Origin of the sequence: Oribacterium sinus (genome assembly GCF_963537195.1) — a bacterium.
Taxonomy (GTDB): Bacteria; Bacillota; Clostridia; order Lachnospirales; family Lachnospiraceae; genus Oribacterium; species Oribacterium sinus_A.
On record NZ_CAUTEG010000003.1, the window covers coordinates 1 to 21658 of the forward strand.

A 21658-nucleotide genomic window follows, 5' to 3' on the forward strand; every position below is an offset into this window, starting at 1 on the left:
CCTTCAATGCAAACTGCACCAAAGGTCTTTAGATAAGTCTCTACAGAATCATCAATAATTCTTGTCTGATATAAGTCTCTTCTCATGCCCTACCCTCCACAATATTTCCTGTGATTATAGTTCAATTCGAGAGATTTGTAAATTTCAATTCGATAGATTTTACATTTACAACTCGATAGATTTTGGATTTCTAATTCGACAGATTTTGGATTTACAATTCGATGGATTTTTAATTTCCAGTTCGATAGATTTCACTTTTTCAACTCGAGAGATTTTGAACTTCCAGTTCAACACCATGTAACAAGTTCGATATATTTCGCATTTCCAACTCTATGGATTCCCTATACTACTTCTTTTTCCTTGCTCCATCTTTCCGCACTCTCTGTCTTTGTTCTTCCTGGGTAAGCTGCTTTTCCTTTCTTGCACTTTCCCGTTGTCTCGCCCTTTCCTCTTTCCGAAGCTGGGCTTTGGTCTTTTTCTCCTCCTCCGGAGTCTCTTCCACAACTTTCTCTTCCGGATCGGCTAACTTTGTAGCAGAAAATAAATAATCCTCTACCGAATAGTGAAGCTCTTCTTCTGACTGCTCTTTCGCCTGTGACTCCATTTCTTCCCGGCTCTGCTTCGTCATTTTCAGCCACTTCTGAAAATCTCTTTCTACAAAGGTCAGTTGTTCCTTTGAGGATATTTCCTTGAAAATCTCTGAAAGGTTCTCCTCCATTTTCCGCAAAATCTCTTCCTTCATGTCCCAAAAATAGGGATAAAAACGGCTGTACATGGGATTGAAATTCCCAAAGAGCAGGGCATCCGGACTTACCTGCAGGGCATCAGCAATGCGCAAAAGATTCTCCAGACTGCATCCGATTCCGCCTATTTCTATCCTGGAAATGGTGTTTGTCGTACTAAAAATGAGCTCCGCCAAATCGCTTTGTCGAAGCCCTCTTAACACACGATATTTTTTGATTTGTTTTCCCAAAGTCTGAAAATCTATGCCTCTATAAATCCAAGGAATGTTCTCATTTCCCTTGCCTGTGCCCATGGTCTTTCCTCATTTTCTCGTATCAGTTAACTTTGCTTATGAGGAAAGCATAGATGGATTTTGTAGAATTAGGTATGACGAATTTCGATAGTTTATTTCTTTCTACGTAGAATTATACTTAGACAGTATCGGAATATACTCCCTTTTTGCATACATTACTCTATCAATATATATAATCTCCTTTTCCAAATGATAAAATGCCATATAGTTGTTATATTTTACATAGCGAAAAATATATTCCATCTCATATCCAAAATCCACCTTACTTCCAATTTCCGGAAACAGTAATAAGTTGTCTATTTTCTTCGTTATTCCCTGAACAATCTGCGCTGCTGCACTTGGATTGCACAATTCAAACTCAATATAATCCCCTATTGCCTGTATATCTTTGATTGCCTTTTTACTATAGCGAAGAATCCTTTGCATCTCTACCTCTCCTCAGCATCTCCTTTGCTTCTTCAGCAGAAACCCAACCTTCTCTTTCTCCGGATATTTTTCCTTCCATTAGCGCATGCATTAGCTCTAATTTCGTTTGCATTTGATCATAAAGCTCAGCTTTTTTTTGCTGTTCTTCCTGCTCTTTCATATCCATAACGGTATACATGCCCCGTCCATTTTTAGTTAAATACAATGGTTTCCCAACTTCAACAGTCTCTAATACAGAAGCATAGTTCCTTAAATCAGAAATCGGCTTTATATTTGGCATAATCCTTCTCCTTTTTGCTTTATATTCATATATAGTATAATATTAATTATTGAATCAAACAATATATTACATGTCTAATTTAATGTTATATTCAGCATCATATTAGTTTTTAATTTTATAATTAACATAATAAATCCTTTATCCCCTTCCCTCTCTTTTATGCTATGATAGTCTTCGTTTATCAGGGAAGCATTTTCCCTCCCAAAAGAAAGGAGCAGTCATGGATATCCCCAAGGATCCTTTTATCTTGCTTAGTTTCATCAATCTGAAATTAAGGGATGAATACAATAGTTTAGAAGATTTGTGCTTGGATTTACAGCTGAATAAAGATGAGCTTTGCCAAAAATTACAGGCGGCAGGCTTTGAATATCAAGAAAGCCAAAAGCAATTTCGTTAAGATAGCCTAAGGAGGTTTTATGCGTTGTTTAGTACAAAGAGTGAAAGAAGCCAGTGTTTCCGTTTCGGGAAATGTCATCGGAGCCATTGAGAAGGGCTATCTGATTCTTCTTGGGGTAAGCCAGACCGATACGGAGGAAGTGGCGGATAAGATGCTGAAAAAGGTTTTGGATGCCCGTCTTTTTGAGGATGAAAATGGAAAAACCAATCTTTCCATTCGGGATGTTTCCGGATCCCTTTTGGTGGTGAGCCAGTTTACCCTCTATGCGGATACCCGTCGGGGAAACCGTCCAAGCTTTATCAATGCGGGAGCACCTGACCATGCCAATGCCTTATATGAGTATTTTTGTAAAAAGGCGGAGGAACAGGGAATGCCTCTTGCCCATGGGCAGTTCGGTGCGGATATGCAGGTTGCTTTAATCAATGATGGTCCCTTTACCATTATGTATGATAGTGAGGCGCAATAGCCGAAAAGGAGTTCCTTATGAATACTTTGCAAAAAGAGGATAATTGGGACTTCTCCAAAGAAATTCTTGACGACTTGCTTCGACAAGGTTTCACGGGAGAAGAGCTTGAGAAGCAATTTTATGCCATAAAAAATGAAATTCCAAATGGCATAAAAGCTATGCTTCATGAAGCACAGCTGGTGGCTGAAGGTAAAGCGGAATTTCAAAGCTATGAGGATATATTTGAATAAGCCAAAAGCAGCCGGAGAGAATTCTGCTTCCCTCCGGCTGCCTTTTTCATTTTCATGTCTAAATTTTATTTTTCTTTCTCTTTTTCGACCGGGCTTTAAACATTTTTAAAACCCTTTCACCAAAGCCCCAATCCTTACTCTGCCGCCTTGATTCCCTCTGCTACAGAAACTCTGGCGCGAAGAGAGGTGCTGTAGGTCACCACTACAGGCTTCCCAACATTTTCCGTAGCGGTCTTATTCACCTCCGCGTTACCGTCTGTGGTGAAACGGAAGCTGTGGCTGTCATCGCACTTTAAGGTAACGATGTTCCCGTCTACCTTCTCGATGGTTCCCTTAATCTGAAGGTTGTTGGCCTCTTCCTCTTCCAGCGCATCCTCGGTAATGGTATAGAAAGCCAACGGATTGTTCTTCACATCTCCCAGGTAGTAAATGCTGATTTCCTTGCCAACGCCCAAGCCTTCCTTTGTAAGATCCAGCTCAAATGCCGGTCTTTGGAAAACGAAGGTGTCGCCGTACTTCTTGCCTTCTGTATCCTCTCCCTGGGTAGCCGCCTCACGGAAGTCGGGAATTTCCTTTACGGTAATGCTCTTGTCGTCCACTGCGGTGATTTCGCCGTAAAGATTGGACTCGTCATTGAAATCCTCTGTAGTAAACTCGTAAGGAACGGATACGCTTACCGTTTTAATCGTCATGCCGTCCTGAGGCTCTGTGCCCTCATAGCCGATCTCCACCTCGTCTCCTGCCATAAGATCCCAGGTAGGATCCAGCTTAGCGCCCTTGCTGTCAAAGGTGTAAACCTTTCCTTCTCCGGTTTCTACCGTTAACTTTCCTTCTTCAATCTTCTGTATCTTGGCACTAAGACTATTCTCCGATAATGCTTCAGAGCTGGGCTCCTCTGCTGCCGCCTTTGATTCCTGGCTTGCCTTCTTTCCACAGCCTGCTGCAAAAATCATAAGTCCTGCCATGGTAATCAAAATCGCTTTTTTCATAGTTGTCCTCCTACTGTATTTCCGCTTCTTTACGGTCAAATGCAGAAATGTCTACTGTTCCGCCTTTGGGAACATTTTCATACTAACAGATAGATGGGAATATAGTATTGCCTTTTTCTGTCTTATTTCTTAAAGAATACGAAGAAAATGCAGGGAATTCCACATCTTTTTCATGATTTTTTCTAAAGCTTATCTCTTCCTGACGTGCAGAGCTATCCCTCTTTGGTGACGATGGTTTTAGAAACCGTGCAATTCTCTTCCTGAAATGCAGGGATATCCCGCTTCTCCTTGACGGAGGAAGACGTTTATCGGATTTTCTTCCCTACGCATAAGACTATTCTTCTCTCTCGTAGAAAATCATGTCCTTAATTTCACTGGGCAAATACTGCTGTTCCACATAGTGTCCCGGATAGTCGTGGGGATATTTATAGCCTATGCCCCGTCCCAGCTGCTCGTGCCCTGCGTAGTGGGCATCTTTTAAATAAGAAGGAATGGGCAAATTCCCTTTTTCCCGAACCACTTCGTTAGCGGACATAATGGCCTTTACACAGGCATTGGACTTTTTGGCAGAAGCCACATAGGTACAGGCTTGGGACAAAATGATTTGGGCCTCCGGCATGCCGATTCTCTCCACCGCAAGGCTGGCGCTGGTAGCCAAAACCAAGGCTTGGGGATCCGCATTTCCCACATCTTCCGATGCGCAAATCATGATTCGTCTGGCAATAAAGCGGATATCCTCTCCGGATTGCAACATTTTCGAAAGATAATATACCGCCGCCTGAGGGTCCGAGCCTCGCATGGATTTGATAAAGGCGGAAATGGTGTCATAATGCTCCGACTCCCCGTCATAGCGAAGAAGCTTCTCCTGCATACATTCCGCCACCACCTCCTTAGTGATGCGGATTTCCCCGGTTGCAGAAGGATTGGTACTAAGAATCGCAAGCTCCAAAGCATTTAAGGCAACTCTGGCATCTCCGAAGGCATGCTCTGCCAAAAAGGTACAAGCCTCTTCCTCCAGCACCGCATTATAATTTCCCATTCCCCGAGTCTTATCCTGTGTCGCCGTTTGCAATAGCTTTACAATATCTTCCTTCTTTAAAGAATGCAATTCGAAAAGCTGGGAGCGGGAAAGCAGGGCGGTATTCACCTCAAAGTAGGGATTCTCCGTGGTTGCCCCGATCAAAATGATGGTGCCCTCCTCCACATGAGGCAGGAGATAATCCTGCTGCGCCTTGTTAAAGCGATGAATCTCGTCTACGAACAAGATAGTTTTTCTGCCGTAGCCTCCCATGTTTTCCTTGGCTCTTGCCACCGCCTCTTCCATGTCCTTCTTTCCGGCGGTAGTGGCATTGATGGGGATAAAATCCGCCTTGCTACTGTTGGCAATTACCTTGGCAAGAGAGGTTTTCCCCGTTCCCGGGGGTCCGAAAAAAAGAAGAGAATGCAGCTGGTCTGAGCGAATCAGACGGGATAAAAGCTTATCCTTTCCTAAAATATGCTCCTGCCCCACCACTTCCTCCAAGCTTCTTGGCCGCATTCTGGCGGCTAAGGGCGCCATCTTCTCTTTATTTTTCTCTGCCTGGTAGCTAAAGATATCCATGCTTATCCTTTCTTTTTGAGATGCAATACTGTTGAAATAAACTGCTTTGCAAAGCAAAGTGATTGATTAATATACTGCTATAATTTGTACTTCTAGGCTTTATTGTAGCTTGCTCCCCTTGCTTCCACAAGCTTATCTTCCTAAGCTGATTTGTTGCTGGTTGAGTGTCCTTGTGTAGTTAATCTCCTCCTTAATCTGAAGCTTCGTCTATAGAATCACCCCAAAGCTCCTACTTTTGATTTGACATCAACATTTGGGAAGGATAAAATGTTGATGTATCAACATTTTAGAAAGAAAAAATATCCATTCATCAACATTTTAGAAGGTAAAAATATCCGTTTATCAACATTTTAGAATAAAAAACATCAAGTCGACAATATTGGGGGAAGATTTCAAGCTTTTTATAGAACAGCCATAGATTTCCCTCACGAAATTTCATTCCAAAATGTGGCTATATTTGCAAAAGAGGAGCAAAGAATGTTAAAGAGAAAAGTGATGAGTCAATTGTGGAATTGGAAAAAACAGGAAAAGAAAAAATCTTTATTGGTTCTTGGGGCAAGGCAGGTGGGAAAGACCTATGCCGTTCAAGCATTTGGGAAATCCGCGTATAAAGAGATGCTGTATATTAATTTCAAAGAAAGCAACTCCGATCGCTCTATTTTCACCGGAGATTTAACTGTTGCTTCCATGATTACCGCCATGCGCTTTCGCTATCCCAACTTACAATTTATCCCGGGAGAAATCCTCATTTTCTTAGACGAAATTCAGGAGTGTCCGGAAGCTATCACTTCTTTAAAATTCTGGACCTTGGATGGGCAGTTCGATATTATCGCCTCCGGTTCCCTCCTTGGCATAGATTACCAAAGAGCCTCTTCCTATCCGGTAGGATATGTAGAGTATTTGCGAATGTTCGGCTTAGACTTTGAAGAGTTTTTATGGGCAAAGGGTATTCAGGAAGATCTGATTTCTGATTTAAAAACTCTCTTTATAAGGAAGACACCGGTAGCCGAAGCTATTCATAATACCATGATGTCCTATTTACGAGAATATCTCGCCCTGGGAGGAATGCCCGAAGTCTTGGCAAACTTTATGGAACATCAGGATTTTCGAATCGCAGATCAAATACAAAAAGAGCTTTTGATGGGCTTTCGTTATGATATTGCCCACTACGCTCGGTCTGATGAAAAAGTCAAAGCGGAAAAATGCTTTTTATCTTTAGGAAGGCAAGTTCTGGACAAAGAAAATCATAAATTTCAATACAAGGAAGTGGAAAAAGGAGGAAGGGCACAGAAATTTTATTCCAGCATTGACTGGCTCTTTTCGGCAGATATGGTCTCCCTTTCTAAATTAGTGACAGACGTGCAGTACGATCTCTCCGACTATGCCAGAGAGGATTTTTTTAGAGCCTACACTACAGATTTATCTTTACTGATTGCCATGAAAGATTTCGGTTTGAAACAGCATATTATCGAAAATACCCTCCTGGCCAATACAAAAGGAGGCTTATATGAATGCCTAATAGCGGATATGCTCATCAAAAAAGAACTCCCCCTTTATTTTTACAAAAACGAAAGTAGTAAAAAAGAAATTGACTTTTTAACACAAAAAGATGGAGAAATTTGGGCTATCGAGGTCAAAAGCGGACAGAGTAGAGCAAATTCTTTAAACCGGCTGATAAATCAGAAGCATGTTTCCAGAGCTTATAAATTTCATGACGGAAACATTGGCGAAGAAGGAGGCGTTCTATCTATGCCCCTCTATATGGCGATATTTTTATAAGAAGGGAAGGAAAATGTATGTGGTGGGAAGAATGCAAAAGTATAGAAGCAAAGATTATTGCCATGCGAAGGGACTTGCATAAAATACCGGAGCTTGGCTTTCATTTGCCAAAAACACGAGAGTATGTTACTCATCAATTAGATGAAATCGGCATTCCCTATCGGCTTTCTGAAAAGGACAGCAGTATTATCGCTACTTTAAAGGGAAAGCATCCCGGAAAAGTCTTGGCTCTACGGGCGGATATGGATGCCCTGCCCATAACAGAAGATACTGAGCTCCCCTTTTGTTCCGAGCATAAGGGTTGTATGCACGCCTGCGGTCATGATGCCCACACGGCTATGCTGTTGGGCGCTATACGAGTTCTCTATCCCCATCGAGAGGAGCTGAGCGGAGAAATTCGTTTTCTCTTTCAAACCGCTGAAGAGCAGGCAAAGGGGGCTACTGTTTTGCTGGAAAAAGGCGCTTTAGAAGGGGTAGATGCCATTTTCGGCATGCATATCGGAAGCATCTTAGGCAAGGATATTCCCAGTGGTACTATAGTCTGTGTCCCCGGCCCGGTAATGGCGTCCTATGATCGTTTTATCCTGGAGGTGCAGGGTGTGGGGTGTCACGCCTCCACTCCGGAGAAAGGCATTGACCCCATCAACATTGCCGCCCATATTGTATTGGCTTTGCAGGCGATTCCCTCCAGAGAAATTGCCGGAACGGAGCCTGCCATTCTCACCATCGGCCTGATTCATGGCGGGGAACTCTATAACGCCATCCCTTCCGGCGTACGGATTGAAGGCACCACCCGGGCATTTCAGGAAGATGTGCGGCAAAGACTGGCCAAGCGTATCAAGGAAGTTTCAGAAAATACTGCCAAGGCCTTTGGAGGAAGCGTAAGCCTCACCATGGACTTCGGTGCACCGCCTGTTACCAATGATTCGGATTTGACTGCATTGGCGCAGGGCTGCCTCAAAGAAGTTTTTCAGGATAAGCTCCTGACCCACATAGACAAGCCCAGTATGATCGGAGAAGACTTTGCCCTATACCAGCAGAGCGTTCCGGGATGCTTTTTGTTTTTAAGCTCCTCCAATCCGGAAAAGGGAACCGATTACCCCCACCACCATGCCAAGTTTACCGTGGATGAGGATGTTCTTTGGAAGGGAAGCGCTGCTTTCGTGGCTCTGGCGGAAGTTTTTCTAAAAGGACAATAATCACCTTAAATCTTTGATTTTATAAATTTTAGCTCTGTTACCACATAACGTAAAACTCATAAACGAGATACCGCACACTACGCGAGCGATACTCGTTAAAAATGCAAAAAGCGACTTCCTTGGGAAAATCCCTTAGAAGTCGCTTTCTTTATTCTTACCTTATCGCCAAGTAATAGGCTTGGTTCTATCCGGAATTATCTCAATCCAGTATCCATCCGGATCTTCGATAAAATAAATTCCCATGCCGTGATTCTCAAAACAAATGCATCCCATCTTTTCATGCCGGTCATGGGCCGCACCGATATCCACAGTCCTAAGAGCCAAATGGAACTCCTGCTCTCCCAAGTCATAGGCTTCTGTTCTATTCTTTAGATAGGTTAACTCCAAACGAAAATCCGTAGAATCATCTCCCAGATACACGATGATAAAATCATCCTGCTCATTTCTGCTTAATTCATGTAAGTCCAGAGCTTCCTCATAAAAGCGCAAACTTCTCTGCAGATCCAGTACATTAAAATTAAAATGATTAAATGAAAAATCGCTCATTGCTTCCCCTTTTCCGTTGTCCTTCAACTAATCTGTCTGTCCATCTCCGCAAGTGTTTCCTTAGGATAACAGAGAAAAACTTCAATGACAAGGAATTCTCCAAAGAATAAAGAGAATTTTAGAAACAAATAGGAGAAACTAACGGGGCTATCAAAGGGACTTTCTATATTAAGCCTTCTTTAGGAAGATATGCTCCAAAAATCTCAGGCAGGCATAGATGGTAAAGCCTGCGGCAATGATGGTTTCCAGTAAAACCACCGGCTGCATGAAGGCAAGGCTCATTCCCATTTTCCCTAAAACCATCACGCTTTGCTTTGTAGCAATAGCGGAAATAACGAAGGGGAAGGTGAAGGCTGCATAGCTTGGGTAGAAGGGGAGCTTCAGGAAGGAAATGCTCTTTACCAGGGCAAAAAGGTAAATCACTGAGGTTGCTGCCAGTAAGAAGAGTACAAATCCCTGATTCTTCTCCGCAAATGCCTGATTATAGCCGGCAGTGCAAAGAGCCATAGGTGCTGCATAGATCATCATTAAAGGCTTTGCAGGTTCCGGTACCGGCATTTTCAGATAACGTTTCGAAACCACCACCAAAAGAATCAGCAGGGCGATAAAGCCGAAGTAAAAGATTCCCTGTCCCAAAGCCTGCATTTTATAAGCAGGAGAAGTAAGGGATGCCACTACGATTCCCACATAAACGATGTACCATACTGTATGGACATTTTTCTCCTCAAAGTGTAAAACGTAGGTCTTGGTGAAATAGAGAAGTAAAAGAATCTGTAGCAGGATGGCTACACACCATAAGGGAAAGGCAATGCCCGGAACAAAGGGCTTTGCATACACGGAAAACAGCATTAAAGCCATGGGGAAAGTGGCGGTAACACCGGCGCCAATGGGATTGCTGAATTCTTCTTTGAGTACTTGCGGAAAGAAAATCGCCTTACACAGAAGAAGAAGGAGCAGTACAAAGGCTACTCCTCCAAAAATCAGGCGAATCCCCTCACCGTAGGACTGTAATAAATTTCCCAAAGCCGCCATTCCCAAAATCACACCGGAAATAGCCAAGGGCACTCTTTTGATTTTTTCCATACTTCCTCCTTATACCACTTCTTTTACAGGTGGAAGGTAAGGTGCTTCCAGACCCTTAATAGGCTCGGAATCAACATTTTCAACTCCTAACTCTCTGCAAAGAATCTCTGCAACCTTTCCGGCGCAAAGTCCTGTGAAAGCAATACACTGCTTCTTATGCTCTCCACCTGCCATATCAAAGCCTCTGGTAAGAACACGGCAGCAAGCGGCATGCTTAGCGTTGGAGTCTCTGAACCAATCGTGTAATTCCTTGGACAATGCCATTAAAGCATTTACCTTTGGATCCTTAGGTCCGTCCGGTGTTGTTCTACCGAAGAACATACCAAGGGCAAGGATTCCGCCGTTTAAAGCTCCGCACATACAGCCGGAACGACCTGCTCCGATAGACATACCGGAAGACATGGCAATAACGGACTCCGGAACATCAGCCTGGAAAGCGTCACGGATTACGGACATTACCGCCTCACAGCAGAAATATCCGCCGGCATACTGCTCCTCTGCCTTTCTCTGTACTTCCTGAGGGCTTACCTTCGTTGCATGATAAGTAACAATAGACTCCATGTTTTTTCTCCTTTTATGACGTCTTTCCAACATTGAATTCAGTAAACAGAATCTCCCTGAAGAAATTTCTTTCGCTTATCGGGATAAAAAAAATTTCCCTTCTGATAGGCTCTTTCCGGTCTATGAAAGGAAAATGTTTTACGCTCACTTCTGTTTCTCGGAAAAGTGATTTTGAGGAAAGACAATGATGAGTATTCTTCTCCGACCGCATCTATTTTATCTAAGGGAATGGTTAAAGTCTAATTTTGAATTCTTATAAAACTCTCTGTTCTATGCGTTTTTACTATAATTAAGCTTTAAGATATATTGTATAAACTTTCTTTTCTTATGCATAAGACCTTTTTCTTTTCTTTCTGACTCCTTTTGGGAAAATCCTTATATTTCCCCATAGACAGCAAAAAACCCGGCGTTTCCGTCGGGTTCTCTGCTGTATAGAGTAGTAAGGGTCGATTAAACCTGTTCGCCAATTTTTAGGTCGAATCCTTATCAATTCGAGTAAGGCAATTCTACCCTATTTCTCCTGGCTTGTCAATTCTTTTTCAATCCTATTTGGGCATTTTATCCTGTTTTCTTCATTAAAATAATTATCAATTTGAGCTTTTTGCATAAATCCATTTTATGCATAGATATAAATGAAGTATACCGTACTTTTTCTGCTTTAAAACAGTATATTTTTTCGTTGCTTGCCGGCTTATTTCAGAAGTCGGTTTAACCGGTTTTTCATCTGCCTTTAGGCATTTTCAGAAGGAGAATTAGCCAACTTTTATCTGCTTTTAGGCATTTTCAGAGGAAAGCTTTCCGTTTTCCTTCTTCTTATACCAATCCTTTCCCAGCATGATTCTACTGATCAGCATGGAAGCTACCGTATCGCCGCAGGAGTTCAACAGGGTACATCCGGCGTCAAAGAGCTGAGTCAGCATCAGCATCATAGGCAAGGCCTGTGGAGGAAAACCGAAGGCGGCAAGAATCATGGTTTCCATAGCCGCTCCACCGCCGGGGACGGAGGAAACCGCCACACTGGCCACTACGGACACCACTATCGCATAGAGGTAATCTCCTATGCCGTGGAAGGAATGGCCGAAAAGAGCGGAAACCAATAAAATCTCATACACTGTCGCAAGACATGCGCCATCCATGTGGCAGGTGGCTCCGGTGGGGATAACTACAGAGGAAATTTCTCTGGGTACTCCCAAGTCATCGCAGGATTCCAACTGCAAAGGAATGGCTGCTGCAGAGCTTCTGGTTCCCAATGCGGTTAATGCCGGAAGGAAAATTACACGGAAGAAATTTTTCACTCCCCAGGGGCCTGCTGCCAAAAACGCATAGAAGCCAAGGAAAAGGAAGAAATATACGATAACCGTGGGGTAAAAGGTAAGTAAGGCTCTTCCATAGGTTTTGATCAAGTCAATGCCGTAGGTTCCGGTTAAATCCGCAAAATAGGCTCCGATTCCAATGGGGGCCAGCTTCATTAAAAGAGAAACCATCTTATAAAAGACCTTGGACCATTGGTTCAGAAAATTGGCTACATACTCTCCCTCTTTTCCCATTAGGGATACTGCCATTCCGGTAAAGATGGAAAAGATAATCAAAGGCAGGATATGGGCACGGCTGATGACCAGGGGAAAATCGGAAACCGTAAACATATCTACAATCTGGCTGGCCATATCCGTTTTCTTTACTTCCTCTACGGCTTCCGACACTAAGTTCAACCGGGTATCCAGCCCCACGAAATGCACCACGGTAAACATCAAAACCGCCGCTATCGCAGCCGTACTGACAAAAATAAGAATCAGGTAAAAAAGCAATTTTCCTACCTTATTGGTATCCGATACATTGGCAATGGAACCGGAAATGGAAAAGAAAATCAAGGGCACCAGCAGGGTAAATAAAAGGTTTAAAAAAATCTGTCCCACCGGCTTTAAAAAGGCTACCTTTTCCCGAAATACCAATCCCAAAATAGCGCCTATTGTTACAAAAAGCAGGAGAAGCAACGGTTCCTGATAGGCTCCAAACCCTCCCTTTTTTTGCGGACTCTGTTTCGAGCCGTCTTCTCTCCCTTCTTCTCTCCCTAAGTCTGCTCTACTCTGCGGCATAGTCCCGCTGCTCTCTACTGTCTCTTTGCTCTCTCCCATAGACTCTCCCTTCTTTCAACCAATCACCCTTACACTCCACTTTTACGACATTTCCGCCAAAGAAAGACCGTATTTTACTGATATGATTAGTGAAATTATTACATTTTTATACTACTTTTAATATTTTATTCAAAATACTTTTTTTTGCAAGAAAAAATTTGCGGAAGCTTTTTCAAACATTTTCCTGCTCTTCTGCTCACAGTTCTTCTCACTCTATTTCTTTTTCAAAAAATGGAGTAAGATATGTATCGTAGTGTAAGAAAGCTAAGCACCGGCAGTAATAAAAGTAATGACGGTAATGAAAGTAATGGCTGTAATGCTATAATAACGGTAATAAAAGTAATGACGGTAATGAAAGTAATGGCTGTAATGGCTGTAATGACTGTAATGAAATACAAAAAGCGTTGAAAGGAGTTTCTATGAAAAAGGTACTGGCATTTTTTGCGGAAGGCACGGAAGAAATTGAATGTTTAATGGTGGTGGATATTTTACGAAGAGCAGGTGTTTCGGTGGAGCTTATTGCAGTTGCTCCGGATAAGCTCGTAAAGGGCTCCCACCAGATTACCATCCTCTGTGATAAGAATATTTCCGAGCTTACGGAAAATGATTTTTCCGCCGCAGATTTACTTTTCTTACCCGGTGGAATCCCGGGCGTTCCCCACTTAGAGGAAAATAAAAGCCTGCTGGAAGCTTTGCAAAAGCAGTTCCAAGCAGGAAAGGATCTGGCCGCAATCTGTGCCGCTCCCGGCATTTTCGGACGTCTGGGATTTTTGAAAGGGCAACACTTCACCTGCTATCCGGGCTTTGAAGAAGGCATCTCCGACGTAGACGGCGCAAAATGGAGCGGAAAAGCCGTGGAAGTGGGAAAACAGATCATCACCGGAAGAGGCATGGGTGTTGCACTGGACTTTGCTCTGGCTTTAGTAGAAAGACTGGAGGGTGCAGAAAAAGCAGCTCAGCTAAAGACAGGGGTACAACACCCGGAATGCATTTAAACCTATGTTGTTTCAATTATCATTAAGAGGTGAAGCAATAAATTCAGCCAGGTTTTCTAAAGGATAGGGATGAAATGAGTGGTAATCTAAGCCCGATACTTGCAAAATCTGATGAAGTGAAGAACTGTAAAAATCAATATGTGAAGCGAATAATGCAGTATGGGTCTATAATAGGGGCAATCTGAGCCCGTCAGTACTTACTGAAAGCGAGCAAAGCGAAGCTTGAAGTTAGTACTGCTACGAAGGCGAAGTTAGCGGGAGCGTGCCACGATTATAGACCCATACTGCATTTGAGCGCATCCTTATGATAAGTACAGTCCTTCAATACATTGGATTAGGCTAGCGAAAGCGTGCCACGAATTTCATCCCTATCCTAATTAGAAAACCGTAAATTTATGAATTCGCCTTCTTTGCTTCCCCTCTTTCTATCATCCGATCCACCTGTAACTTAATCAAACCGGCGATGGGGGCTGCCAGGAAGATTCCCAAAACTCCCCCCACTGCGCCGCCGATAATTAAAGAGATCATTACCAGTAGAGGATGGATATCGATACTGTTGGAAAGCAGTCTGGGGTTAATCACATTTCCATCAACGGTCTGAATCGCAAACAGGGCTAAGACAGCCGGTAATAATTTAGAAAAATCCCCGTAAAGAGTACACACTAAAATGGTTGTTCCATAGGCCACAAAGGGACCCACATAGGGTATTAGATTTCCGATTCCGGTAAGAATTCCTATGGCTACGGCATAGCGTACCCCTATAAGACTTAGGCTAAAACTAACCAAAATAGCCATAATGATGCCGTCAATCATCTGTCCACGGATATAACCGGAAAAGGCTCTATCCGCATCCTTTAGAAATCCGCGAAAGGCTAAAACTCTCTTTTCCCCCAAGATCAGGCGAAAAATTCTTTCCCAATATAGCGCAATCTTTACCCCATCTGCCAGAAAATAAATAGAAAAAATAATACCAAAGAGCAGAGTGCCTATCAGGCTTCCCATATTTCCCACGGAGGATATGAAATTACTGCCCAGGTTTTGTACAAAGCTTAAAAGCTTTGCTAAAAAAGTTCGTATTCCCTCCTGCAAATCATTTCCCGCAATAGGAATCTCTGAAACTCTTTGGTTCAAATCCTCATAAAAACTTTTTAAAAGAAGCAGTAGGCTCTCCAATCCCTTGGCAAAATCTTCTCCCTGAATCAGCTGAATATTTTTGGTCAGGACGGATACAAAAAGAGAGGCAAGCAGTACCAGGGAAAGTAAAATCAAGAGATAGCAAAGCAGAATGCCCAGGTTTCTCCGAAGCTTCTCTTTCTTCTGAAAAAGAGGAATTTTCCCCAATACTCTCTCCAGCAAAGAACAGAGAGGACTGAACAAATACGCCAAAGCAAATCCCAAGAGCAAAGGAGAAGTCACTTGGGACAGCCAGGAAAAGTGCCTTGTCCATAATGAGGGAATCCCTTCCAGATGATCCACCAAACGGCTTCCCAGATGATACAGGAGGGCCGTCAGCAATACATATACCGAAATCATCAGGTATTTTTTATTCCATAAATCTTTCCAATTCATTTCTTTACTTCCCTACTCTTCTACTATCTTTGCTTTAACCGCAGTTATTGCCCTGACCGGTTGTTTTACTTTCATCGTTGTCTTTATACTCGCTACTCTTCCTTATCTTGTCCGAACAAAGATTCTGCCGTTTGCCTTTGGCACATGTCCTGCTCCTACAAAGAATACTAAGGTCAGAATGGTTACCACATAGGGAATCATGGAAAGCAAGTGAGGAGATACCATATTTCCGGATCCAAGCAATGCACGAAGACCGTTACACAGTCCGAAAATCAGGCAGCCCAGGAAGGTTCCCTGGGGAGTGAATTTTCCGAAAATCACCGCCGCAATGGCGATAAATCCCTGTCCCACAATAACGGAGGGGCGGAACTGGGATACGGTAGCCAAGGTCACAAAGGCTCCTCCCAGGCCGGACAAAAAGCCGGAAAGAATCACCGCAATGTAGCGAACCTTATAGACATTGATTCCCAAGGTTTCACAGGCCCAGGGGTGTTCTCCTGCTGCCCGGAGCCGCATACCGTAACGGGTTTTAAAGAAAATAAACCAAAGCAAAAGCACCAAAAGAAAGCTAAGATAAGCCACGGAATAGGTGCTTACCACATTGTACAGGAAGGAACCTGAAGCAAACTTCCCTTCAAACATCTTCGGAAGCTTTGCGGATAAATCCAAAGCCGGTGTGTCCGAAGAATTGTCAAAAATCGCCTTGCAAAGGAAAACTGCAAAGCCCGGTCCGACAAAGTTAATGGCCGTTCCCGCAATGGTTTGATCCGCATGAAGGGACACACAAACCACCGCATGAATCAAACCAAGAAGGGCTCCGGCACATCCTCCCGCAAAAAATCCCAGCCATCCGTTTCCGGTAAAATAGGCCACACAGGCTCCTACAAAGGCGCCCAGAGTCATCATTCCTTCGATTCCGATATTTACCACACCGGAACGCTCGGAGCAACAAGAACCAAGCCCTGCCAAGAGGAGGGGTGGCGTAGAAATCAAAACCGCATTTAACAGTAATCCCAGATCATTCAGCATGGCTCTCTCCCTTCTTTTGGAATCCTCTCTGTACCAGATTTTTAATCACCGGCGTGATGGCGATGAAAATGATGATGGTTCCCATGATAATGCTTACCACTTCCGCAGGAACATCCACCGTTGTTAATTTGTTTCCGCCATACTTCATGGCACCATAGAAAAGACCAGAGAAAATGCAGCCTAGGGGATGGGTTCCTCCAATCAGCGCCACCGTAATGCCCTGGAAGCCATAGCCCTCCTGAGCGGCAAACATGGAGACACGCTCAGACATACCCAGGATTTGCACTGCTCCACCAAGACCTGCCAGAATACCGGATAAGGACATAGACAAAAGGAAAACTCTCTTGGAATTGATTCCCCCATATTCCGCAGCACTGCGGGAATAGCCCACCGCCCGAAGCTGATAGCCAAAAGTGGTTTTGCTCAGAATGAACCAGATCAGAAAGGCAAAAAGCAAAGCCAAGGGTACGCCGGCATGAAGCTCCGCTCCCCCCGCAAAGGGGATCAAAGCCTGGGGAATCTTCATGGAGGCGGTCGCTAAAATATTCTTACTGGCCTCTGCTCCCTGGTCGGTATGAATCGTCTTTAAATTCACCACATAGTTGGAAAAATAGAAAGCAATCCAGTTAAACATAATATAGGAAAGCACCTCATTGATACCCTTTTTCACCTTGAGAAGGCCTACCAAAAAACCCCAAAAAGCGCCGGCAAGAGCCGCTACCACAAGGCAGAGAAGCACATGGAGGGGCGCAGGCAAAGGAAATAAAATCCCCACCACAACAGCTGCCAAACTGCCCATCACAAACTGACCCTCTGCGCCAATATTAAAAATTCCGGTACGGAAGGAGAAAGCAACGGACAGACCTGTGAAAATCAGGGGTGCTCCGTAAATGATGCTGTAAAACATAAACTTAGGCTTACCAAAAACACCCTGATACAATTTTCCGTAGGCCTTCACCGGGGAAACCCCGATGGCCTGCAATAAAACAGCCCCTACCAAAAAGCCGATGGCGATGGAAAGAAGGGTGTAAAGCAAGGAACTTTTTAATATTTTCTCTTTCATACTTACTCCTTTCCTCCTGCCATATATAGTCCCAAGGTATACTCATCCGCCTCATTTCCGGCGAAGCTCTTCTGAATATTTCCGGAGAAAATAACGCCGATTCTATCAGACAAGCCCATAACCTCTTCCAACTCAAAGGAAATCAAGAGAATTCCCCTGCCCTTATTTCTTTGTTCCACCAGATATTTATGCACAAACTCAATGGCTCCCACATCCAAACCTCTGGTGGGGTTAAAGGCAATGAGGAGCGACTTGTCATTTTCCACCTCTCTGGCAATAATCACCTTCTGCTGATTTCCGCCGGAAAGCTGTCCTGCTGCACGGCTTTCGCAGCCCTTCGGACGAATGTCAAATTTCTCAATCATCCTGGAGGCATGCTCTTCAATAGCCTTCTTCTGTAAAATTCCTCCCTTAGAGTAGGGCGCTTCCCCATAATTTTGTAAAATCAGGTTCTCCGCTACGGAGAAGTCCAGTACCAGTCCATGCTTCTGCCGATCCTCCGGAATACTGGAAAGGCCTGCATCAAAGATTTCTCTGGGGCTTTTATGGAAAATGTCCTTTCCTAAAAGCTGAATTTCTCCCTCTGTGGCCTGAGCCAGTCCGGTTAAGATTTCCACAAGCTCAGACTGCCCGTTTCCGTCAATGCCGGCAAGTCCCAGAATTTCTCCGGCTCTTACCTCCAGATTTAGCCCCTTTAGGATTTCCACCCCTCTATAGTCCTTGGCATGGAGATTTTTCACGGAAAGCACCACTTCTCCCGGCTCCTGAGTCTTCTTTTCCACTACTCGATTCACTTTTCTTCCCACCATCATGGCTGCCAAATCGTCCTCCGAGCAGGAACATACATCCACGGTATCAATGTACTTTCCCTGTCGGATAATCATACATTTATGGGCAATGCATTTGATTTCCTTTAATTTGTGGGTAATAATCAGGATGGACTTTCCGGCCTTGGTCAAATGGGAAATAATTTCCATTAACTCATCAATTTCCTGGGGAGTAAGGGAGGCGGTAGGCTCGTCTAAAATCAAAATGTCCGCACCACGGTACAAAACCTTCAGAATCTCCACTCTTTGCTGCATGCCTACGCTGATGTCTTCCACCTTGGCATCCACATCCACCATCAAATGGTACTGTTCGGAAAGCTCCCGAATCCTTTTCTTCGCTCCGTTTAAGTCCACAGTAAGCCCCTGCATGGGCTCCGCCCCCAGAATAATATTTTCCGCAACGGTAAAGGGAGGGATCAGCATAAAGTGCTGATGCACCATACCGATTCCCAAGGAAATAGCCTTTTCCGGGCTGTCCATCTCTACCTTTTGTCCACGAACCAGAATTTCTCCGGAGCTTGGGCGAAGCATGCCGTAGAGAATATTCATAAGAGTAGACTTTCCCGCTCCGTTTTCCCCTAAAATCGCAAGAACTTCTCCCTTATGAAGCTTTAATTGCACATGGTCATTGGCCACGAAATCTCCAAAGCGCTTCACAATGTCCCGCATTTCAATAACCGGTTCCTGCTCCCCGATTCTCAAAGAGCTTTCGGCTTTTTCGGAATCCTTCGCTTCTCCGGCATTTTCAAAATTTCCGGAATCCTGCCCCTCTCCTGTTACCGCATCCGGAGTCCCTTCCCATGCCTTTGTCTCTTCATCTCTTCCCATCTTCCAAATGCTCTCCTTCCTCGATTTCCCTTAAGTTCCTAATTAAATCAAGAGTATGTCCTGCATCCCTTCCTGTTCGGCCAGCTCCTTCAAAGCCTTCAGTTCTTCCTCACCGGGACTCTCAAACTGCCTATATTGCTCCCGTACCCCAAACTCCCGGTAGGCAATGATTTTGTAGCGGATTTTCTGTCCCTTCCTTACATAAGAAGACAACTCCCTGGATACCTTCTCCACCGTATCCTTTCCGGAAAAAAGTCCCGGCACCACTACCGTCCTTACCTCAAAGAGTTTATCATATTCTGCTAAAATTCGCATATTTTTTAGAATTTCCTCATTGGAAAACCCGGTAACCCTTTTATGCTCTTCCCCATTATAAGCTTTAATATCCAACATCACCCCGTCAATGTAGGGCAATAAATCTTTTTCGTCCTTGGAAAAATCATAATAGCCGTTGGAATCCAGTAAAAATCCTATGCCCCTCTTTTTACAGAGCATCCCCAATTCTCGTAAGAATTCCGGATAAAGGGTACACTCTCCCCCGGACACGGTGATTCCCCGGATAAAGGGAAGGTTCTTGGAAGCCTCCTGAAACACTTCCTTCGCACTCATCCGGCGGATTCTGGGGCTGGCATTGTGTGTGCAAGCATGAATACATTGGTCACAGCCGATACATTTTTCCGGAGAAAAGGCTACCCTTCCTTCTTCCCAATAAATGGCCTTGGTGGGACAGCCCGGAATGCAGTCTCCGCAGTGAATACACAGGGCTCTGGTTTCCGGATTATGGCAGTATTTACAGTCCAGATTGCAGGCCTGTAAAAATATTGCAGTTCGATTTCCCGGACCGTCCACAGAGCTGAAGGGGATAATCTTGTTTACCGGGACTTTTATTTCTGCCTGTCCCCCCTCGACTCTACTTTCCGGCTTTTCTCTATCTTCTTGCTGCTCTTTCTTTACTGCTAATTCTTGCATGGTACGAAATTCCTCTCTTCTCCCAGTATAACGAAAAAGAGGAAGCTTGAATACGCCTCCTCTTTCGTAAAAACATAATACAATCCATGAATGTTTAGCGAACCTTACGCTCCAAAATCTTTCCGTTTTCGGCTGCGCCCAAACCTAAAGCCACGGTGTCCTGCAAAACACTCTTTCCTTGCTTCAGCTTGTCCATCTCGGATTTCTTCACCAGATATCCGGTAATACGAATCACGTCGGAATCGTTGGAATAGAAGGAAAGGTAGCGAAGATTCTTTTGGAAAGCCCCCTTCATAATATCCAAAACATACTCCGGATTTTGGTGAATGGTTCTGTCAATGGGGAAAAGGTCTCCTGTTCCGGAGGGGAAGTAATGGTGGAAATGAGACAGAACTTCCATTTGGTCTGCCAGATTCTCCGGTTCCTCTCCGATGGGGATTCTGGTTCCCGGGCTGATTTCCACATCTGTGGAGATACCTACCTGGGCATGGAGGAGGAAATGTCCGTTGCTGACCTCACAATAAGGATTCTTGTGGGCTTCGTTAAAGGCAGAAATGCAATCCATAATCTCTACCCCAAGCTCCGTTGCCTCCTTGCTGTGGCCAAAGCGACAATCACCCTTTCCTTCCTTTTCCAGAAGAATATTGACCGCCTCGGCAAGTCCCACCAAGCCGAACATAGCGGAAAAACGGTCTCTATGGATAAAGCCTTCTTTCGCCAGGAAGTTATTCTCGAAAAAGCCGGACTCTTCCACGATAAAACGAATTCGCTCATCCATATAGCGCACACAAAGGTCCATGATATAGGGAAGCTCTTTCTCCAGAAAATCCTTTCTGTCCTTGGCTCTCTTGGCAATATTACTTAAGATCAGGCGAACAAGGGTATAGGCTCCCCCTCCGTATGCCAAGCCGTTGTAGCAAGAAGCAATCACATAATTTCCGGAAAAATCCTTGGAATACATCCGGTGGTTGCAAAAGCTTGGCTTGGCACTGGCCATAGCACAACGAATGGCTTCAATGGCAAAGTCATCCTCGGTAAGCTCCTCATCATATTTCAAGGTAAGATTGGGGACTGCATCCTTGGTTTCCGCCATAGCCCGAAGCAAAAGTCTTCCGGCCTTGGTAGCCTTGGGGCCAATGTTGGCATGGGCGAAGGAGTCCAGAATCGTTCTGTCCATCTGGATACAGAAAAGCTTAATCATTTTAAAGGCAAGCTCTTCGTCCATATCCTGCACAAAGGGATCCAGCAGGGTGTCCAGCTGTCCCACATAAACCGGATAATTGGTTACGGATGGAACATGCTTATAAAAGATTTGCAGAGCGTTAATGGCTTCATACAAATCCTTGGGAGGCTCTACCTGCAAGAAAGCGGAGCCCTCCCGAAAGAATTTCTCATAATCCGGGATGATATAGCGGGGACGCATAGGAGCATTTCCTTCGAAAAGGTCGCAAATGCACTGCTTCTCCGGCTCACAACGTAAAACTTCCAAAAGTCCTTCGGGAAGGTTCAGAACAGAGAGAAGGGAGTCCGCATGATTGGCCATTGTGGCTACCTTCTGCTCGTGGGTCAAGCTCTTTGACTTTACTGTTTCCAGCATAGCCTGCCGAGCCGCTTCAACTTTTTCCATGGATATTTCTTTCATTTTCTGTCCTTT

22 protein-coding genes are annotated in these 21658 nt (G+C 44.2%); 7 read left to right on the top strand and 15 right to left on the bottom strand.

Translation table 11 applies throughout. The features are described 5' to 3' along the window. Positions 1 to 346: 346 nt before the first annotated feature. From RYL27_RS00900 to RYL27_RS00910, 3 genes are all read right to left on the bottom strand, one after another. Positions 347 to 1036: a helix-turn-helix domain-containing protein gene (locus RYL27_RS00900; RefSeq protein ID WP_314964550.1), complete on the bottom strand. Its 690-nt coding sequence runs from the start codon at positions 1034 to 1036 to the stop codon at positions 347 to 349. A gap of 102 nt (positions 1037 to 1138) precedes the next feature. Further along, positions 1139 to 1462 carry a type II toxin-antitoxin system RelE/ParE family toxin gene (locus RYL27_RS00905; RefSeq protein WP_007158252.1) on the bottom strand — a complete coding sequence of 108 codons (324 nt, stop codon included), beginning with the start codon at positions 1460 to 1462 and terminating at the stop codon, positions 1139 to 1141. Continuing rightward, the gene (locus tag RYL27_RS00910) at positions 1440 to 1742 is read right to left on the bottom strand and encodes a hypothetical protein (RefSeq protein ID WP_007158253.1); all 303 of its coding nucleotides are present in this window, start codon (positions 1740 to 1742) and stop codon (positions 1440 to 1442) included. Before RYL27_RS00910 ends, RYL27_RS00905 begins: the two co-directional genes overlap by 23 nt. 220 nt (positions 1743 to 1962) lie before the next feature. Here RYL27_RS00910 and RYL27_RS00915 point away from each other — a divergent pair, with 220 nt between their 5' ends. The 3 genes from RYL27_RS00915 to RYL27_RS00925 are packed head-to-tail and all read left to right on the top strand — an operon-like array spanning position 1963 to position 2835. Further along, a complete protein-coding gene (locus tag RYL27_RS00915) occupies positions 1963 to 2139 on the top strand; it encodes a DUF4250 domain-containing protein (RefSeq protein ID WP_007158254.1) in 177 nt (58 codons plus the stop codon). Between the two features lie 19 nt (positions 2140 to 2158). Then, positions 2159 to 2605, top strand: coding sequence for a D-aminoacyl-tRNA deacylase (gene dtd / locus RYL27_RS00920; protein WP_007158255.1), 447 nt, complete (start codon positions 2159 to 2161; stop codon positions 2603 to 2605). A gap of 26 nt (positions 2606 to 2631) precedes the next feature. After that, the gene (locus RYL27_RS00925) at positions 2632 to 2835 is read left to right on the top strand and encodes a hypothetical protein (RefSeq protein WP_156778176.1); all 204 of its coding nucleotides are present in this window, start codon (positions 2632 to 2634) and stop codon (positions 2833 to 2835) included. Positions 2836 to 2969: 134 nt separating this feature from the next. Here RYL27_RS00925 and RYL27_RS00930 read toward each other — a convergent pair whose 3' ends face one another. Both RYL27_RS00930 and RYL27_RS00935 read right to left on the bottom strand, forming a co-directional pair. Beyond that, positions 2970 to 3824, bottom strand: a complete 855-nt coding sequence (locus tag RYL27_RS00930) for a hypothetical protein (protein ID WP_007158257.1) — start codon at positions 3822 to 3824, stop codon at positions 2970 to 2972. 334 nt (positions 3825 to 4158) lie between these two features. Next, entirely contained in the window at positions 4159 to 5424 is a 1266-nt protein-coding gene (locus tag RYL27_RS00935) for a replication-associated recombination protein A (protein ID WP_314964558.1), read from the bottom strand. 477 nt (positions 5425 to 5901) lie between these two features. Here RYL27_RS00935 and RYL27_RS00940 point away from each other — a divergent pair, with 477 nt between their 5' ends. After that, entirely contained in the window at positions 5902 to 7203 is a 1302-nt protein-coding gene (locus tag RYL27_RS00940) for an ATP-binding protein (RefSeq protein ID WP_040649630.1), read from the top strand. A 17-nt stretch (positions 7204 to 7220) separates the two neighbouring features. Continuing rightward, a complete protein-coding gene (locus tag RYL27_RS00945; protein WP_007158261.1) occupies positions 7221 to 8402 on the top strand; it encodes a M20 metallopeptidase family protein in 1182 nt (393 codons plus the stop codon). 159 nt (positions 8403 to 8561) lie between these two features. Here the strand turns inward: RYL27_RS00945 and RYL27_RS00950 are convergent, their stop codons facing one another. From RYL27_RS00950 to RYL27_RS00965, 4 genes are all read right to left on the bottom strand, one after another. Beyond that, positions 8562 to 8948 (bottom strand): VOC family protein, encoded by a 387-nt coding sequence (locus RYL27_RS00950; RefSeq protein WP_040649632.1) that lies wholly within the window; start codon positions 8946 to 8948, stop codon positions 8562 to 8564. A gap of 168 nt (positions 8949 to 9116) precedes the next feature. Beyond that, complete coding sequence (locus tag RYL27_RS00955; RefSeq protein WP_007158263.1) at positions 9117 to 10031, bottom strand: TDT family transporter; 915 nt, start codon at positions 10029 to 10031, stop codon at positions 9117 to 9119. 9 nt (positions 10032 to 10040) lie between these two features. Further along, positions 10041 to 10592 carry a C-GCAxxG-C-C family protein gene (locus tag RYL27_RS00960; RefSeq protein WP_040649634.1) on the bottom strand — a complete coding sequence of 184 codons (552 nt, stop codon included), beginning with the start codon at positions 10590 to 10592 and terminating at the stop codon, positions 10041 to 10043. A gap of 773 nt (positions 10593 to 11365) precedes the next feature. Next, positions 11366 to 12724, bottom strand: coding sequence for a dicarboxylate/amino acid:cation symporter (locus RYL27_RS00965; protein WP_314964569.1), 1359 nt, complete (start codon positions 12722 to 12724; stop codon positions 11366 to 11368). Positions 12725 to 12967: 243 nt separating this feature from the next. Between RYL27_RS00965 and RYL27_RS00970 the strand changes: the two genes are divergently transcribed. Together RYL27_RS00970 and RYL27_RS00975 are read left to right on the top strand one after the other, a co-directional pair. Beyond that, the gene (locus tag RYL27_RS00970; RefSeq protein ID WP_314964571.1) at positions 12968 to 13132 is read left to right on the top strand and encodes a hypothetical protein; all 165 of its coding nucleotides are present in this window, start codon (positions 12968 to 12970) and stop codon (positions 13130 to 13132) included. Positions 13133 to 13143: 11 nt separating this feature from the next. Next, on the top strand, positions 13144 to 13719 hold the full coding sequence (locus RYL27_RS00975; protein ID WP_314964573.1) for a DJ-1 family glyoxalase III: 576 nt from the start codon (positions 13144 to 13146) through the stop codon (positions 13717 to 13719). 393 nt (positions 13720 to 14112) lie between these two features. Here RYL27_RS00975 and RYL27_RS00980 read toward each other — a convergent pair whose 3' ends face one another. The 6 genes from RYL27_RS00980 to RYL27_RS01005 all read right to left on the bottom strand — a co-directional run bounded on the left by RYL27_RS00980 (position 14113) and on the right by RYL27_RS01005 (position 21646). Then, a complete protein-coding gene (locus RYL27_RS00980) occupies positions 14113 to 15288 on the bottom strand; it encodes an AI-2E family transporter (RefSeq protein WP_314964577.1) in 1176 nt (391 codons plus the stop codon). Positions 15289 to 15390: 102 nt separating this feature from the next. Continuing rightward, positions 15391 to 16317: an ABC transporter permease gene (locus RYL27_RS00985; protein WP_183683480.1), complete on the bottom strand. Its 927-nt coding sequence runs from the start codon at positions 16315 to 16317 to the stop codon at positions 15391 to 15393. After that, entirely contained in the window at positions 16307 to 17380 is a 1074-nt protein-coding gene (locus RYL27_RS00990; protein ID WP_314964581.1) for an ABC transporter permease, read from the bottom strand. Before RYL27_RS00990 ends, RYL27_RS00985 begins: the two co-directional genes overlap by 11 nt. Before the next feature lie 2 nt (positions 17381 to 17382). Continuing rightward, a complete protein-coding gene (locus RYL27_RS00995) occupies positions 17383 to 18876 on the bottom strand; it encodes an ABC transporter ATP-binding protein (RefSeq protein WP_314964663.1) in 1494 nt (497 codons plus the stop codon). A 201-nt stretch (positions 18877 to 19077) separates the two neighbouring features. Further along, positions 19078 to 20004, bottom strand: coding sequence for a YjjW family glycine radical enzyme activase (locus RYL27_RS01000; protein ID WP_314964584.1), 927 nt, complete (start codon positions 20002 to 20004; stop codon positions 19078 to 19080). Positions 20005 to 20098: 94 nt separating this feature from the next. Beyond that, positions 20099 to 21646: a YjjI family glycine radical enzyme gene (locus RYL27_RS01005; protein ID WP_183683474.1), complete on the bottom strand. Its 1548-nt coding sequence runs from the start codon at positions 21644 to 21646 to the stop codon at positions 20099 to 20101. Between the last annotated feature and the right edge of the window lie 12 nt (positions 21647 to 21658).

Excerpts from the sequence above, each read along its gene's own strand:
- RYL27_RS00900 (WP_314964550.1), bottom strand. The coding sequence starts at position 1,036 with ATGGGCACAGGCAAGGGAAATGAGAACATTCCTTGGATTTATAGAGGC.
- RYL27_RS00905 (WP_007158252.1), bottom strand. The coding sequence starts at position 1,462 with ATGCAAAGGATTCTTCGCTATAGTAAAAAGGCAATCAAAGATATACAG.
- RYL27_RS00910 (WP_007158253.1), bottom strand. The coding sequence starts at position 1,742 with ATGCCAAATATAAAGCCGATTTCTGATTTAAGGAACTATGCTTCTGTA.
- RYL27_RS00915 (WP_007158254.1), top strand. The coding sequence starts at position 1,963 with ATGGATATCCCCAAGGATCCTTTTATCTTGCTTAGTTTCATCAATCTG.
- dtd (WP_007158255.1), top strand. The coding sequence starts at position 2,159 with ATGCGTTGTTTAGTACAAAGAGTGAAAGAAGCCAGTGTTTCCGTTTCG.
- RYL27_RS00930 (WP_007158257.1), bottom strand. The coding sequence starts at position 3,824 with ATGAAAAAAGCGATTTTGATTACCATGGCAGGACTTATGATTTTTGCA.
- RYL27_RS00935 (WP_314964558.1), bottom strand. The coding sequence starts at position 5,424 with ATGGATATCTTTAGCTACCAGGCAGAGAAAAATAAAGAGAAGATGGCG.
- RYL27_RS00940 (WP_040649630.1), top strand. The coding sequence starts at position 5,902 with ATGTTAAAGAGAAAAGTGATGAGTCAATTGTGGAATTGGAAAAAACAG.
- RYL27_RS00945 (WP_007158261.1), top strand. The coding sequence starts at position 7,221 with ATGTGGTGGGAAGAATGCAAAAGTATAGAAGCAAAGATTATTGCCATG.
- RYL27_RS00950 (WP_040649632.1), bottom strand. The coding sequence starts at position 8,948 with ATGAGCGATTTTTCATTTAATCATTTTAATTTTAATGTACTGGATCTG.
- RYL27_RS00955 (WP_007158263.1), bottom strand. The coding sequence starts at position 10,031 with ATGGAAAAAATCAAAAGAGTGCCCTTGGCTATTTCCGGTGTGATTTTG.
- RYL27_RS00960 (WP_040649634.1), bottom strand. The coding sequence starts at position 10,592 with ATGGAGTCTATTGTTACTTATCATGCAACGAAGGTAAGCCCTCAGGAA.
- RYL27_RS00965 (WP_314964569.1), bottom strand. The coding sequence starts at position 12,724 with ATGGGAGAGAGCAAAGAGACAGTAGAGAGCAGCGGGACTATGCCGCAG.
- RYL27_RS00970 (WP_314964571.1), top strand. The coding sequence starts at position 12,968 with ATGTATCGTAGTGTAAGAAAGCTAAGCACCGGCAGTAATAAAAGTAAT.
- RYL27_RS00975 (WP_314964573.1), top strand. The coding sequence starts at position 13,144 with ATGAAAAAGGTACTGGCATTTTTTGCGGAAGGCACGGAAGAAATTGAA.
- RYL27_RS00980 (WP_314964577.1), bottom strand. The coding sequence starts at position 15,288 with ATGAATTGGAAAGATTTATGGAATAAAAAATACCTGATGATTTCGGTA.
- RYL27_RS00985 (WP_183683480.1), bottom strand. The coding sequence starts at position 16,317 with ATGCTGAATGATCTGGGATTACTGTTAAATGCGGTTTTGATTTCTACG.
- RYL27_RS00990 (WP_314964581.1), bottom strand. The coding sequence starts at position 17,380 with ATGAAAGAGAAAATATTAAAAAGTTCCTTGCTTTACACCCTTCTTTCC.
- RYL27_RS00995 (WP_314964663.1), bottom strand. The coding sequence starts at position 18,876 with ATGCGGGACATTGTGAAGCGCTTTGGAGATTTCGTGGCCAATGACCAT.
- RYL27_RS01000 (WP_314964584.1), bottom strand. The coding sequence starts at position 20,004 with ATGCAAGAATTAGCAGTAAAGAAAGAGCAGCAAGAAGATAGAGAAAAG.
- RYL27_RS01005 (WP_183683474.1), bottom strand. The coding sequence starts at position 21,646 with ATGAAAGAAATATCCATGGAAAAAGTTGAAGCGGCTCGGCAGGCTATG.